The 14,694-nt window shown below is 72.5% G+C and carries 12 protein-coding genes; 4 read left to right on the forward strand and 8 right to left on the reverse strand.

Going from position 1 to position 14,694, the window contains the following annotated elements; genetic code table 11:
• Window positions 1-11: 11 nt before the first annotated feature.
• The 5 genes from ACIGAQ_RS35810 to ACIGAQ_RS35830 all read right to left on the reverse strand — a co-directional run bounded on the left by ACIGAQ_RS35810 (window position 12) and on the right by ACIGAQ_RS35830 (window position 5,106).
• Complete coding sequence (locus ACIGAQ_RS35810) at window positions 12-419, reverse strand: VOC family protein (RefSeq protein ID WP_311685295.1); 408 nt, start codon at window positions 417-419, stop codon at window positions 12-14.
• Window positions 420-519: 100 nt separating this feature from the next.
• A complete protein-coding gene (locus ACIGAQ_RS35815) occupies window positions 520-2,235 on the reverse strand; it encodes a hypothetical protein (RefSeq protein WP_399790434.1) in 1,716 nt (571 codons plus the stop codon).
• On the reverse strand, window positions 2,217-2,966 hold the full coding sequence (locus ACIGAQ_RS35820; RefSeq protein WP_399790437.1) for an ABC transporter ATP-binding protein: 750 nt from the start codon (window positions 2,964-2,966) through the stop codon (window positions 2,217-2,219). Before ACIGAQ_RS35820 ends, ACIGAQ_RS35815 begins: the two co-directional genes overlap by 19 nt.
• A gap of 219 nt (window positions 2,967-3,185) precedes the next feature.
• Window positions 3,186-4,547, reverse strand: coding sequence for an aspartate aminotransferase family protein (locus ACIGAQ_RS35825; protein ID WP_399790440.1), 1,362 nt, complete (start codon window positions 4,545-4,547; stop codon window positions 3,186-3,188).
• Between the two features lie 19 nt (window positions 4,548-4,566).
• A complete protein-coding gene (locus tag ACIGAQ_RS35830) occupies window positions 4,567-5,106 on the reverse strand; it encodes an Lrp/AsnC family transcriptional regulator (protein WP_311685290.1) in 540 nt (179 codons plus the stop codon).
• A gap of 164 nt (window positions 5,107-5,270) precedes the next feature.
• Between ACIGAQ_RS35830 and ACIGAQ_RS35835 the strand changes: the two genes are divergently transcribed.
• Window positions 5,271-6,710 carry a gamma-aminobutyraldehyde dehydrogenase gene (locus tag ACIGAQ_RS35835; protein WP_311685289.1) on the forward strand — a complete coding sequence of 480 codons (1,440 nt, stop codon included), beginning with the start codon at window positions 5,271-5,273 and terminating at the stop codon, window positions 6,708-6,710.
• 66 nt (window positions 6,711-6,776) lie between these two features.
• On the opposite strand, the gene ACIGAQ_RS35840 is transcribed toward ACIGAQ_RS35835, so the two are convergent.
• Complete coding sequence (locus tag ACIGAQ_RS35840) at window positions 6,777-10,631, reverse strand: hypothetical protein (RefSeq protein ID WP_399790445.1); 3,855 nt, start codon at window positions 10,629-10,631, stop codon at window positions 6,777-6,779.
• A 215-nt stretch (window positions 10,632-10,846) separates the two neighbouring features.
• Between ACIGAQ_RS35840 and ACIGAQ_RS35845 the strand changes: the two genes are divergently transcribed.
• A complete protein-coding gene (locus tag ACIGAQ_RS35845; RefSeq protein ID WP_399790448.1) occupies window positions 10,847-11,371 on the forward strand; it encodes a hypothetical protein in 525 nt (174 codons plus the stop codon).
• A gap of 65 nt (window positions 11,372-11,436) precedes the next feature.
• Here ACIGAQ_RS35845 and ACIGAQ_RS35850 read toward each other — a convergent pair whose 3' ends face one another.
• Entirely contained in the window at window positions 11,437-12,141 is a 705-nt protein-coding gene (locus tag ACIGAQ_RS35850; protein WP_399790587.1) for a glycerophosphodiester phosphodiesterase, read from the reverse strand.
• Window positions 12,142-12,179: 38 nt separating this feature from the next.
• Window positions 12,180-13,241: an adenosine deaminase gene (locus ACIGAQ_RS35855; RefSeq protein ID WP_399790450.1), complete on the reverse strand. Its 1,062-nt coding sequence runs from the start codon at window positions 13,239-13,241 to the stop codon at window positions 12,180-12,182.
• A 260-nt stretch (window positions 13,242-13,501) separates the two neighbouring features.
• Between ACIGAQ_RS35855 and ACIGAQ_RS35860 the strand changes: the two genes are divergently transcribed.
• Both ACIGAQ_RS35860 and ACIGAQ_RS35865 read left to right on the forward strand, forming a co-directional pair.
• Window positions 13,502-14,146 (forward strand): DUF4190 domain-containing protein, encoded by a 645-nt coding sequence (locus tag ACIGAQ_RS35860; protein ID WP_362281744.1) that lies wholly within the window; start codon window positions 13,502-13,504, stop codon window positions 14,144-14,146.
• A 68-nt stretch (window positions 14,147-14,214) separates the two neighbouring features.
• A complete protein-coding gene (locus tag ACIGAQ_RS35865) occupies window positions 14,215-14,679 on the forward strand; it encodes a DUF4190 domain-containing protein (protein WP_311685281.1) in 465 nt (154 codons plus the stop codon).
• Window positions 14,680-14,694 lie beyond the last annotated feature (15 nt).

Consider the following 14,694-nt stretch of genomic DNA (forward strand, 5'->3'; position numbering starts at 1 on the left):
CACAGCGGCCCTCAGCCCTCGACGGCCGCCGGGTCCATCCACACGACCTCGAAGGTGTGGCCGTCGGGGTCGTCGAAGGCGCGGCCGTACATGAAGCCGTGGTCCTGGGTCTCGCCGCTGACCGAACCGCCCGCCGCGACCGCCTTGTCCACGAGTTCGTCGACCTTCTCGCGGCTCTCGGCGCTCAGTGCGATCAGCACCTCGCTGGTCTTCGTCGCGTCCGCGATCTGCTTCTTCGTGAACTGGGCGTACTTCTCCTTCGTGTGCACCATCACGACGATGGTCTCGCTGATCACGACGGAGGCGGTCGAGTCGTCGCTGAACTGCTCGTTGATCGAGTAGCCCAGTTCCGTGAAGAACTTCTTCGAGGTGCCGAGGTCGCTCACGCACAGGTTCACGAAGATCATCTGCTGGTACATGCGGGGTCTCTCCCAACGGGTCCGTGTCGTTACGTGGGATTAGACCGGGCCCGGGCGCCGGACTCATCGCCGTTCGGAGATTTTCTTCGTACGAGTTTTCTCAGCGGGCCAGCGGCAGGGCCGCCAGCTCGGCGACCGTGAGGGTGAGCGGACCGAACAGGGCGAGCAGCGCGCCCGCGCGCAGGGCGGCGGCGCTGCGCAGCATCGTCGCGGGGGCGCCGAGGCGCAGCAGCGCGTCGGTGGTGTCGGCGCGCAGCTGCCGGGCCTCGACGGCGGCCGTGAGCAGCGTCCCGACCGTGCAGCCGGTCACCAGGAACACGCCGAGCAGGGTGAGCGGGCCCAGGGACAGTCCGTCGGGGGCGTGCAGCAGCGCCATGGCCCACGCGGCCGACAGCACCGCGCTGACGACGCCCAGGGGGCGGCCGATGCGGCCGGCCTCCGCCATGAGGACGCGTCCGGCCAGCAGCCGCAGGGCGCCGGGCCTTGCCGACTGCAGCAGCCGTCCGCACAGGTGCGTCAGGCCTGGTCCGGCCAGGGCGAGCCCGACGGCGGCCAGGGCCCAGCCGGCCAGGACGCCGGGGGAGGCGCCGGAGAAGGTGAGGTCCGGGGCGGCCGGGGCGGTGCGGCTGGTGTAGGTCTCCACGGCCAGGCCGGCGGCGAGCAGGGTGATGCCCCAGGGGAGGCCGGTGGGGGCGGCGGTCGGGGAGCCGCCGCTCACGGGCGCGTCCGGCAGGGCTTCCGCGAGGACGGCGGGGTCGTCGGCGCCGCGTACCGCGGCGGCCGGGTGCGGGGCGGTCCGCTGGGCGGGGGTCCCGTCGGCGCGGCCGGTGCCCGTCGGCTGCGGCGCCTTCGGCTGCCGTGCGGGGCGGGCGGCCCGTGGGTCGGGCGCAGCCGCCTGCCGGGCCGGTGCGACCTCGCCGGAGGCGGCCGGGTCCGACGGGGCGCCGTCCGGGTGCCCCGTGCTCGGCGGGCCGGTCTCTCCCGCCTGCCGGGACGGGTCGCCGTACGGGATGACCGCGCTCACCGCGTCGCGTGCCGCCGGGTCGGCGAGCGCGCTCACCGTGCCCCCGGAGCCGGAGCCGGAGCCGGAGCCGGAGCCGGAGCCGGTCGCCGTCGTGGCCGGTTCGCCGGTGCGGGCCTGCGGGGGGCCGCCCTGCGGCGCGGAGTCGGCGGAGGGACCGGGCGCGGACCGCACGATCTGCCGTCCGAACCGGCCGTACGCCCCGAAGGTCTCCCGCTTGCTGTCGCGGCGGTAGGCGCCGAAGCGGCCGTACATCCGGGACGTCCGGGGCCTGGCCGGAGCCGCCTCCCGCGGCCGCAGTGCCAGCGCCACGGCCGCGGACGCGGCGACGGGGACGATCGCCAGCAGCGTCAGGGTGCCCGCCACCGGCAGGGGCCGGTTCGAGGCGAGGGGCTCGGCGGCCGCCCCGTCGAAGGGCAGGCCCGACAGGTCGCCCCGCAGATGCAGGAAGACGAGCAGGGCCAGCATGGAGCCGAGGGTGCAGGACAGGGCCGTCGTCGCCGCCGAGACGGCCATCAGGCGCAGGGGGCCGAGGCCGATCGCGGAGAGGCCGGGGCGGGGTTTCGTGGCGGGGTCCGTGCGCGCCACGGAGACGGCGAAGTAGACGGTGGCGGCCAGGGGCGCCACGCACCACGCCAGACGTGTCAGGGACTCGCCGGTGGCGCCGGGATGCCCGAGGGCGTGACCCAGGGCGCACAGCACCAGAAAGCTCGTGCCCGCCGAGGCCGCCGCGACCAGGAGGCGGCGCAGCTGGACGGCCGGGTGGGCGCCGCGGGTCAGACGGAGAGCGAGCACGCGGCCCGGCCTTCCGGCTCGGCGGTCTCGGCGACCGGCGGCAGGTGCACCGTCTGCACGCGCCGCCCGTCGAGCAGGGAGACCGTGCGGTCGGCGAGCGCCGCGGTGTCGGGGTCGTGGGTGGCCAGGACCACGGTGATGCCGTGGGAGCGGGCCGCGGTGGTCAGGGTGCGCAGCACGTGGGAGCGGTCGGCGCGGTGCAGGGGCGCCGTGGGCTCGTCGGCGAACAGGACCGAGGGGGCGGTGGCGAGCGCCCGGGCGATGCACACCCGCTGGCGCTCGGCCTGCACGAGCTGGTGCGGGCGCTTGCGGGCGCCGTCGCCGATGTCGAGGCGCTCCAGCCACTCCAGGGCCGCGGTCTTGGCGCGGCGGCGTCCGGTGCCGCGCAGCATCAGCGGCAGGGCGGTGTTCTCCCAGGCGTTGAGCTCCGGCACCAGCGAGGGCGCCGGGTCGATCCAGCCGAAGCGGTCGCGGCGCAGCCGCTCGCGGGTGAGCGGGCCCATGGTGTGCACGGGCACGCTGTTGAACCAGACCTCGCCGCGTCGCACGGGCACCAGGCCGGACAGGCACCGCATCAGGGTCGTCTTGCCGCTGCCGCGAGGGCCGCTGACGGCGAGGATCTCGCCCTCGCGGACGCCGAGCGAGACACCGCAGAGCGCGGGCGAGCCGTCGTCGTGCTGGAAGTGCAGGGCACGTGCCCAGAGCACGTCGTTGTCCGGCGGGGCCTCCATGGGCGTACACCTCGGTTCAGATCCGTAGTTCCCGTGCCATCCCCCGTGCGGGGGAACGAAGGCAGGGCCGATCGGTCACTGGGCACGCTAGGCAGAAGGCGGCTCGGCGCCGGACAGCACGCGGCCCCGGGCCGCCGTTTCTCACTCGAACGGGCGGCACCGGGGCCGGTGTTGATCATCCAGGCAGACGATCGGAGCGACGCGGGGAGCGTCGGCCGGTCAGAGCTTGGTCCACGCCTCCGAGAGGGTGGCCCGCAGGATCTGCTCGATCTCGTCGAACGTCGACTGGTCCGAGATCAGCGGCGGGGCGAGCTGCACGACCGGGTCGCCGCGGTCGTCGGCCCGGCAGTACAGGCCGTTCTCGTACAGCTTCTTGGAGAGGAAGCCGTACAGGACGCGCTCGGTCTCGTCCGCGTCGAAGGACTCCTTGGTGGCCTTGTCCTTGACGAGCTCGATGCCGTAGAAGAAGCCGTTGCCGCGGATGTCGCCGACGATCGGCAGGTCGTGGAGCTTCTCCAGGGTCGAGCGGAAGTTGCCCTCGTTGTCCAGGACGTGCTGGTTGAGGTTCTCGCGCTCGAACAGGTCGAGGTTGGCCAGGCCCACGGCCGCGGAGACCGGGTGGCCGCCGAAGGTGTAGCCGTGCAGGAAGGTGTTGTCGCCCTTGTAGAACGGCTCGGCCAGGCGGTCGGAGATGATGCAGGCGCCGATCGGGGAGTAGCCCGAGGTCATGCCCTTGGCGCAGGTGATCATGTCCGGCACGTAGTCGAACTTGTCGCAGGCGAAGTAGGTGCCCAGGCGGCCGAAGGCGCAGATGACCTCGTCCGAGACGAGCAGCACGTCGTGCCGGTCGCAGATCTCGCGCACCCGCTGGAAGTAGCCGGGCGGGGGCGGGAAGCAGCCGCCCGCGTTCTGCACGGGCTCCAGGAAGACCGCGGCGACCGTGTCCGGGCCCTCGAAGAGGATCTGCTGCTCGATCTGGTCGGCGGCCCAGCGGCCGAAGGCCTCCGGGTCGTCGCCGAAGAGCGGCGCGCGGTAGATGTTGGTGTTCGGGACCTTGTGCGCGCCCGGGACCAGCGGCTCGAAGGGTGCCTTCAGGCCCGGCAGGCCGGTGATGGACAGGGCGCCCTGCGGGGTGCCGTGGTAGGCGACCGCGCGGGATATGACCTTGTGCTTGGTGGGCTTGCCGACCAGCTTGAAGTACTGCTTGGCGAGCTTCCAGGCGGTCTCGACGGCCTCGCCGCCACCGGTGGTGAAGAAGACCTTGTTCAGGTCGCCCGGCGCGTGGTGGGCCAGGCGCTCGGCCAGCTCGACGGCCTTGGGGTGGGCGTACGACCACACGGGGAAGAACGCCAGCTCCTGCGCCTGCTTGAAGGCGGTCTCGGCGAGCTCGACGCGGCCGTGCCCGGCCTGCACCACGAAGAGGCCGGCGAGGCCGTCCAGGTAGCGCTTGCCCTGGTCGTCGTAGATGTACGTGCCCTCGCCCCGGACGATGGTGGGGACGGGGGCCTTCTCGTACGACGACATGCGCGTGAAGTGCATCCACAGGTGGTCGTACGCGGACTGGGAGAGGTCCTTGCTCACGGCTATCGGGTCCTCACGGTTATCGGGTTCCCCACATGTAGGTCTGCTTCTTGAGCTTGAGGTAGACGAAGCTCTCGGTGGAGCGCACTCCGGGGACGGCCCGGATGCGTCTGTTGATGACGTCCAGGAGGTGGTCGTCGTCCTCGCAGACGATCTCCACCATCAGGTCGAAGGAGCCTGCGGTCATCACCACGTACTCGCACTCGGACATGGCCGTCAGCGCGTCGGCGACCGACTCCACGTCGCCCTCGACGTTGACACCGACCATCGCCTGTCTGCGGAAGCCCACGGTGAGCGGGTCCGTGACGGCGACGATCTGCATCACGCCCTGGTCGAGCAGCTTCTGGACGCGCTGGCGCACGGCCGCCTCGGACAGGCCGACGGCCTTGCCGATGGCGGCGTACGGCCGGCGGCCGTCCTCCTGCAGCTGCTCGATGATGGCGAGGGACACGGCGTCCAGCTGGGGCGAGCTGCCGTTCCTGGACTCGCGGGAGGGCTCGCGGTGCTCCCGCGAGCCCTTCTGGTCTGCGCTTCGACTGGCCACGGGGTCACTGTGCACGAGGTCTCGACACTTCCGCAAGCCTGGATCGATGAAATCCGTTGTTTCGGTACCCGAGTACTGCGGATTCCGCATGAACGAGCGGAGCGGGGGTGTTGAAAACGTGGGTTGGCCGACTAGGGTGGGTGTCTCAAGTGATGGACATCCGAACTGGAGGGCCGGCAGTGAGCACCGAGCTGCGTCGTCTGCGCAACTACATCGGCGGTGAGTTCCGGGACGCCGCCGACGGACGGACCACCGAGGTGGTCAATCCCGCGACGGGCGAGGCGTACGCGACCGCTCCGCTGTCCGGGCAGGCGGACGTGGACGCCGCGATGGCGGCGGCCGCCGAGGCCTTCCCCGGCTGGCGCGACACCACGCCCGCCGAGCGCCAGAAGGCCCTGCTGAAGATCGCGGACGCCTTCGAGGAGCGTGCCGAGGAGCTGATCGCGGCCGAGGTGGAGAACACGGGCAAGCCGGTCGGGCTGACCCGCTCCGAGGAGATCCCTCCGATGGTCGACCAGATCCGCTTCTTCGCGGGTGCCGCGCGGATGCTGGAGGGCCGCTCGGCCGGCGAGTACATGGAGGGCCTCACCTCCATCGTCCGCCGTGAGCCGGTCGGCGTCTGCGCGCAGGTCGCGCCGTGGAACTACCCGATGATGATGGCCGTGTGGAAGTTCGCCCCGGCGATCGCGGCGGGCAACACGGTCGTGCTGAAGCCGTCCGACACCACCCCGGCCTCCACCGTCCTGATCGCGGAGATCCTCGGCGGCATCCTGCCCAAGGGCGTCTTCAACGTCATCTGCGGCGACCGCGAGACCGGCCGCATGATGGTCGAGCACCCGGTCCCGGCGATGGCCTCCATCACCGGCTCGGTGCGCGCCGGCATCCAGGTCGCCGAGTCCGCCTCCAAGGACGTCAAGCGCGTCCACCTGGAGCTGGGCGGCAAGGCGCCGGTCGTGGTCTTCGAGGACACCGACATCGCCAAGGCCGTCGAGGACATCTCCGTCGCGGGCTACTTCAACGCCGGCCAGGACTGCACGGCCGCCACGCGCGTGCTCGTCCACGAGTCCATCCACGACGAGTTCGTCTCCGCCCTGGCCAAGGCCGCGTCCGAGACGAAGACCGGGCAGCCGGACGACGAGGACGTGCTGTTCGGCCCGCTCAACAACCCCAACCAGCTCAAGCAGGTCGAGGGCTTCATCGAGCGCCTGCCCGCGCACGCGCGCGTGGAGGCCGGCGGCAAGCGGGTCGGCGACCAGGGCTACTTCTACGCGCCGACCGTCGTCTCGGGCCTGAGGCAGGACGACGAGATCGTGCAGAACGAGGTCTTCGGCCCGGTCATCACGGTCCAGTCCTTCCGCGACGAGGACCAGGCCGTGGAGTGGGCCAACGGCGTGGAGTACGCGCTCGCCTCCTCGGTGTGGACCAAGGACCACGGCCGCGCCATGCGGATGTCGAAGAAGCTCGACTTCGGCTGTGTGTGGATCAACACCCACATCCCGCTGGTCGCCGAGATGCCCCACGGCGGCTTCAAGAAGTCCGGCTACGGCAAGGACCTGTCGGCGTACGGCTTCGACGACTACACGCGCATCAAGCACGTGATGACGTCGCTGGACGCCTAGTCACCCCGTTCACGTGATGCGGCCCCGGACGGTTTCCCGCCGTCCGGGGCCGTACCCGTGCGTGCCTCAGGGCCACCAGGTCAGCACGTCGTCCACCGCCCGGGTCAGCTCTGCCCGCGCCTCGTCACCGGCGACCGACACCAGCCGGGAGAGGTTGTCGGTGAGCACGGTCAGCGCCCTGTCCTGCGAGGTCCGGGACACGAGGCGGCGTACGAGGGCGACGAACTCCCGTGGGGAGCAGCCGTATTCGTCCATGAACCGGGTGAGGAGCGCGGTCGCCAGGCCGGCGTCGTCCGGAGCAAGGCCGACCGCCCTGCCCAGGGACTCGTGGTCCAAATAGGGCACGAGGGTCCCGAGCCTCTGCGCCCGCATGTCCCCCTCGACCTGGGAGACGCAGTCCAGTGCCTCGGCCACCACGGGGGCGCGCTCCTGCGCGGGCAGCACGGACAGCAGGACGCAGCAGGCCTCCGCCCGCTCCCACGCGTCGCCCACGGCCCGGATCGCGGTGAGTGCCTCCTGCACCCGCTCGGCCAGGCCTGCGGGGAACCCGGCACGCAGCCCCGGCAGGGCGTCAGGCAGCCAGGGCTGCCACGCGCAGGCGAGTGCCGCCTCGAAGGCCTCCTGGGCGACCACCGCGCGCTGCCCGTCCGGCAGGCGCGGGACCAGCGCGCTCAGCGCGGGAGCGCGCAGCGCGGCGTCGTCGAGGGCCCGTCCGGCCGCCAGCGCGTCACCGACCAGCCTGTCGGGAAGGTGGGGAATCAGGGAGATGAAGAGGGTGGGCACCTTGGTGCTCTCGTCCGCGCCCGCGAGCGCCGCCAGGACCTCCTCGTGCACGTGGTCCGGCAGAAGCGGGCCCAGCACCCTCAGGTCGTCGAGCCCCACCCATTCGTCGTCCTCGAGCCAGTGCCGCACCGCGTCGACCAGGAGCTTGTGCGGGAGGTGGGCGACGACCTGCGCCAGCACCGACTGGTCGGCGAGGAGAAGCTGTTCCGGATCGGAGAACCACTCGACGGCGGCAGCCCGCCGGTCGTCGGCCGAGAGCCAGGGGACGAGCCGCCGGCGCAGCGTACGAGGATCGCTCGTGACGGTCCGCATCAGATCCAGCGCCTGGCGGGCGCCGGCCGCCCGCTGCGCGGCGGGCAGGGTCGGCAGGAGGGCCGTTCGCGCGGTGGCCCGTGCGGTCGGAGTGCCGACCAGTTCGGCGACCCGCACCGTCTCCGCCGCCCACACGGCCCGATCGTGCGCGGGAAGCCGGTCCGTCAGCGCCGCCAGGTGGATCACTCGTGAGGTGGAGGGGGTGAAGAGGGCCTTTCGGAGCGCGTCCTCCAGTTGGGCAGCGGTCACATGGGGAGCGAGCCGTGCCAGCACGTGTTGGTTCAGGCGTGGACCGGTGGCGAGGATGTCCCGGACCGCCGCCGTGCGGTTCTTGGGCGCCAGGAGCGGCAGCAGCCTGCTCAGAGCGCCGGCCCGCTCCGCCGGCTCGGCGGCGGAGCGGGCGGCTGCGAGGGTTCGCTCGAGGAACGCCTCGCCCTGTTCCGCGGGCAGCACCGGCAGAAGACGCGCGCAGTCTCGCGCACCGGCCTCGGCGTACTCCAGGGAATCGGTATCGGCGACGGCCGCGGCGAGCGTCGCCGTCCGCTCCGCCGGGGTCAACAGGGGCAGCAGGGCCGCCCAGTCCGATGTGCGGTTCGGGCTGAGGTCGCCGCAGAGGAGTGCGTCCTTCGCCCGGGCCAGCGCGCCGCTCCCTGCCCCCTCGGGCAGCAGCGGCAGGATCGAGACCAGGGCACTGACACTGTCGCCCGTGCACCAGTCGTCGGGCTCCGAGAGCAGCTCCTCCAGCGCGCGCCGGGCGATCTCGCGTGCCGTGCCGGGCGGTGCGTGTACGGCGGTCACCGCCAGCAGCTGCCCGCGCAGGTCCCCCGCCGTGCACGCCAGGGCGGCTGCCACGGCCTCGTCGGCGACCGCGGCACGACGCCCCTCAGGCAGGTGGGGAATCACCTGCGCGGGGGAGAAGTAGTGGTCGCCTTCCAGGCTGCTGAGGGACACGTAGTCGCAGACCCGCACCGCCTCCAGCGCCTCCTCACAGACCGCCGGCCGCCGGTCGTCGGCGAGGTGGGGCTGAAGGGTGAGCAGGGCCCTGAAGCGGTCACCCGGATCGGACAGGCGGCGGGCGTGGGCCAGGCCGCGCGTGGCCGTCCACACACCTCGCCCGACCAACTGCCCGAGGAGTTCCGGCCCGACGCTGTCGGTATGGCCGGCGACGCTCGCTGTCATCAGTCGGCAGCGTAGTTCCTCGACCAGCGACGGTGCTGCGGTGCGCCGCTCCAGGGCTTCGTCGGTCCGCCGCGCGGCAGCCTGCCGGGCGCGTTCCACGTCGTCGAGGAAGGTGTCCAGCGACCCCGCGTACTCGTGCGTGGTGAACCAGACGTTCTGCGCCTGCCGGTCCCCGTGCGGTGACTCGGCGGCCAGCAGCCGGCTCAGACGCGTGCTCCAACCCGCCTCGACCAGGTGATGACCGAGGTGGCGCAGCGCGTATCCGCCGTCGACCGAGGCCAGTGCCGGGTCCGCGGCGAGCAGGGCCAGGGGAGGGCCGTTGCTGTCGCTGCCCTTGCTGATCCCACCGTTGTCGCCGCCGTCGCCGCCGAGTCCGCCGAACTCCGTCACATAGCGCTGCGCGATCCGCCGGTGGGCCCGGGCGGCGCCCTCGCCGAGTTCCGCGGCCAGCACCTTGAGACGGTCGTCCTGCACCTCCTCAGGCGAACCGCCGAAGAAGCTCCGCGCGGTGGCGTGGTACAGCTCGTACCGCCGCTCCCCGGGACCGTCGTCCGCGGTGAGAAAGGGGCGGATCACCACGTCGCACCACCGCCGCACCGCCTCGTCGTCACCGGCTCCGGAGAGCCGGGACAGCGAGTTGTAGGAGAGCGGTTCACGGGCGGCCACCAGCGTCGCAAGTACGTCTCTCCCGGTTCCGGCCCAGCCCGGTGTCCCCTGCCAGCCGGTCAACTGCCGCGCGTAGTAACCCGACAGGTCGGCGGGCAGCGAACCGAGTTCGCCGACCGGCTGCTGACCCGTGCGCAGACCCGCGAGCACGTAGCGCAGGTAGACCCACACCCCGCCCGACCGTTCCATCAGGAGCGGCACCACCTCGTCGGCGCTCGTGCCGGCGGCTGCGAGCCGTTCCGCCACCGGCTCCGTCCGCAACGCCCGGTCCAGGTACTGCCGGACGTCCGTCTGGTTGCGCGCGTCGGCCCGGTCGATGCGGACGACGTGCGAGGGCGACTCCGAGTAGGAGGGCCGACGGCCGGTGCGGTAGGTGCCCACGACGAAGACGCCCTCGGGGAGCAGCGACGGCAGCCCCCACGGCATGCCGTCGTCCGGGGCCTCCGCCTCGTCGGCACCGTCCATCACGAGTACCAACCGTCCGTCCTCGGCGCGGGCCTGCTCGGCGGACCGGCTGAGCAGTGCGTCGAATCCGTCCGGTTCCGACACCCAGTCGGGCAGCATGCCGCCGGGTGCGAACTCCGCGGACAGCCCGTACCGGCTGATCAGTTGTGCCGCCACGTTACGCAACCCCACGCGGACCGAGCCGCCTTGGGTGTGGCGGGCGAAGTGCGACACGTAGGCGCGTTCCCGGACCAGCCAGGCCGCCAAGGCGGTCTTGCCCAGTCCGGCCTCCGCTTCCACCCACAGGAAGCCGCAGGTCCGCTCGCGCAGGAAGGCGTCCACGTACGCCACCAGCCAGGCGCGGCCGGTGAATTCCGCCACGCCCACGTCGCTGAAGACCTTCTGCGTGTCCTTCAGCGCGACAGCCATGGGAACGGCCGAGGAGCCGAAGACGGGACTGGTCATGACGGGGCCGTGGGCGTCACCGCCGATCGCCACCGAGGCGGCTCCGTGGGCGCCGGTTCGATGGAACGTCACCAGCGGATCCCGGCCGCGCCCCCGTGCCGCGCGGACGAGGCCGGCCCGTACGCGGTCACCGAGGAACCGCCGGTCCCGTCGGCACGCTTCACTCCCCGTTCCACCACCACCGCGCCAACTTATCCGCTCGCAGCGGGATGACGCCCTGCGGATGGCCGGCCTCCGGCGTCAGAGAATTTTTGAACACGTTCAACATCAGGCGTAGAGTGCGTCCCATGAGCGACAGAGCCGCCCTGCTGAAGGGCATCCGTGCGTGGCTGGTCTTCTTCGTGGTGTGTCTGGTGCTCAGCGGCGCCACCGCCTTTCCCCTGGTCCATGAACTGCGCTGGACCGAGGAACTGTTGCGGGCGCTGTCCGTCGGCGATCACCTGCCCGGCCTGACGGACTGGATCGGGCGGGTGCGCGCGGGGCTCGACCATGCGGACGCCGAGTATCCGTTCCTCCTGTACGGCACGGACTGGCTGGCCTTCGCGCACCTGGTGATCGCGGTCGCCTTCTACGGGCCCTACCGCGACCCCGTCCGCAACATCTGGGTCGTGGAGTTCGGGATGATCGCCTGCGCCGGCATCATCCCCCTCGCCCTGATCTGCGGGCCGATCCGCGGCATCCCCCTGTGGTGGTCGGTGATCGACATGGCGTTCGGCGTGTTCGGGGTGATCCCGCTGTACGTCGTGCGGCGGCGGATCAAGCAGCTGGAGGCGCTGACCGCGCCGGTGGCCGTCCCGGTGCCGGCCGTCTGAGACAAGCCGGCCGCGCGGCCCCGGCTGTCCGCACCCGCCGTCCCCCACCTCTCCGGACAGCCCACCTAGCCGCGCGGCCCCGGCCGGTCCGGTGGCGGTGCCGCGGCGCTCGCCCGGGTGGCGCACAGGACGTCGATGCGGTTGGTCGTGATCGAGTCCACGCCCGCGGCCAGGAGCCGGCGCATGGCACGGCGGGTGTCGGGGGTCCAGACGGACAGCAGCCGGCCGTCGCGGTGGACGCGGTCGGCGAGGGCGCGGTCCACCAGCGGGAACCGGTAGTTGAGCCAGCGCGGGCGGATCGCCTCCAGCAGCACCGGCCGCGGCGGGGCCAGGGTCGTCCAGGTGAGCGCGATCTCGGCGGCCGGGTCCGCCGCCCGCACCGCGAGCATGGCGGCGGCGCCCGCGCAGTAGTAGACGCGGTCCGCGGCCCCGGCCTCCGCGACGGCGCCCACGACCCGGCGCACCGCCCGCACGTCGGGCGAGCCGGGCAGGTCGATCATCATCCGGTGTCCTTCGGTCGCGGCCAGCGCCTCCGCCAGGGTCGGCACCCCGCCGCCGGTCAGGCCGCGCACCTCGGCCCGGGACAGCGCGAGCACCGGCCGCTCGTGCCGCCAGAGCCGCTTGAGCGTCGCGTCGTGCAGCAGCACCGGCACACCGTCCCGGGTGAGCCGGACGTCGACCTCCACCACGTCCGCGCCCCGGGCCAGCGCGGATCTGAGCGAGGCCACGGTGTTCTCGCGGACGCGGTAGGGGTCGCCCCGGTGGGCCACGGCGGTCACGGGCCGCCCGGGACGTGCTGCCGAGGACGTCACCGGCCGAGCCACTCCGCGGTGTAGGAGTCGATCTCGCCCTTGATCCTGGTCTTGCCGGCGTCGTCCAGGAAGGACACCTCGACGGCGTTCTTCGCCAGGTCGGCCAGGCCCCGCTCGTCGAGGCCGAGGAGGCGGGCGGCCACCGCGTACTCGTTCTGCAGGTCGGTGCCGAACATCGGCGGATCGTCGGAGTTGATCGTGACGACCACCCCGGCCCGCGCGAACTCCTTGATCGGGTGCTCGTCGAGGGTGCGGACCGCGCGCGTGGCGATGTTCGAGGTCGGGCACACCTCCAGCGCGATGCGGTGCTCGGCGAGGTGCGCGAGGAGCTTCGGGTCCTGCGCGGCGCTCGTGCCGTGCCCGATGCGCTCGGCCCGCAGATGCGTCAGCGCGTCCCAGACCGTCTCCGGGCCGGTGGTCTCGCCGGCGTGCGGCACGGAGTGCAGCCCGGCCGCGATCGCGCGGTCGAAGTGGGGCTTGAACTGCGGCCGGGGCACGCCGACCTCCGGACCGCCGAGCCCGAAGGAGACCAGGCCCTCGGGGCGGAGCCGGTCGTCGGTGGCGAGCCGGGTCGTCTCCTCGGCGGCCTCCAGGCCCGCCTCTCCGGGGATGTCGAAGCACCAGCGCAGCACGGTCCCGAACTCGGCCTCGGCGGCCTTGCGGGCGTCCTCGATCGCGTCCATGAAGGCGCGCTCGTCGATGCCGCGCCGGGTGGACGAGAACGGCGTGATGGTCAGCTCGGCGTACCGCACCTGCTGCCGGGCCAGCTCCCGGGCCACCTCGTAGGTCAGCAGCCGGACGTCCTCGGGCGTGCGGATGAGGTCGACGACCGACAGGTACACCTCGATGAAGTGCGCGAAGTCGGTGAAGGTGAAGTAGTCGGCCAGGGCCTCGGGGTCGGTCGGCACCTTCGAGTCGGGGTGCCGGGCGGCCAGCTCGGAGACGATCCGGGGAGAGGCGGAGCCCACGTGGTGCACGTGCAGTTCGGCCTTGGGCAGACCGGCGATGAACGCCTTCAGGTCGCGCGGGGTCTGGGGGTCGACGAGATGTTCGGTCAAGGGTTCCTCCCCGGAACGGCGCCGGGCCGGCACGAGGGCGGCGGCGGGCGCGGGTGATCGGCTGATCGATGACTCGGGTTTCATCCTAGGCGGGAGCGGCATGTCAGGGGGTGTGGGGCCGTGCCGGCCTCCGGCCCGGCCGCCGAGGGCGGGCACCACCCTCGGTCGACGCCGGGAACCACCCCGCGCCCCCGCCCTGTGGCCCGCCCCGAACGGCCCCGTAGCATGGCGACACGATCGACCCAGGGGGGGATGCACAGATGACGGACCCGACGCAGCCCGGCGGAGGCGGCGGCCACGACCCGTGGGCGCCTCCGGAGCACAAGCCGTCGCTCGACAAGGACCAGCCGCCCACCCAGGGGCCGCCCTCCGTGCACGACCAGGCCACGGTCACCTCGATGCCCAGCGCCGGTTTCACCCCACCTGCCGGCACCCCCCAGTACGACACCTCCGGCACCGGCGCGGTCCCGCCCCCGCCCGTCGCCCCGGGCGGTCCCGGCGGTTACGGCTACCCCGGCTACCCCCAGTCCGGCTACTCCCAGTCCGGCTACGGCTGGCCCGGCATGCCCATGGCCCCGCAGAACGGCATGGGCATCGCAGCGATGGTGCTCGGCATCGTCTCCTGCACGCTCTTCTGCCTGTACGGCGTGGTCTCCCTGGTCACCGGCATCCTCGCCGTCATCTTCGGCATCAAGGGCCGCAAGCGTGCCGAGGCCGGTGTGGCCACCAACCACGGGCAGGCTCAGGCGGGTCTGATCATGGGCATCATCGGGATCATCCTCGGCATCACCGTGATCGTGCTGATCGCGGTCGGCATCACGGCCGCCATCAACAGCGACGACTACGACGAGGACCCGTACTACGGCGCCCTGCGCCCGGCCGTCACCGCACCGGTTCTGCACTGAACTCCCGTACTCCCCGGCCGACTCGGCCACTACGATTCCCTGGTCTGACAACGGAGGGGAGCTCGTCCATGTCCAACACCGATCCCACGCCCGGTGGCTTCGGCCCGCCGTCCCAGCCTCCGCAGCAGCCGGCCCCCGGCTACGGCTTCCCGCAGCAGTCCGGCCCGGGCTACGGCTACCCCCAGAGCGGTCCCGGCTACCCGGCCGCGCCGCCCGTGGGCTACCCGCAGGCGGCCGGCTACGGGATGCCCGCGCAGCCGAGCAACGGCATGGGAACCGCGGGTCTGGTGCTGGGCATCATCGGCGTCGTCTGCAGCGTGACCTTCCTGCTGTGGTTCTTCGGCGTGATCCTCGGCATCCTGGCGATCATCTTCGGCGCCGTCGGCCGGGGCAAGGCCACCCGCGGTGAGGCCACCAACAAGGGCGCGGCGACCGCCGGCCTGGTCTGCGGCATCATCGCCACCGTGATCCTGCCGCTGCTGGGCTTCCTGCTGTTCGCCGGCATCATGGGCGGGCTCGGCGCGGCTTCCTGAGCGAGGCCGCCGCAG

It is taken from the genome of Streptomyces sp. NPDC085932 (assembly GCF_044540525.1).
GTDB classification, from domain to species: domain Bacteria; phylum Actinomycetota; class Actinomycetes; order Streptomycetales; family Streptomycetaceae; genus Streptomyces; species Streptomyces levis.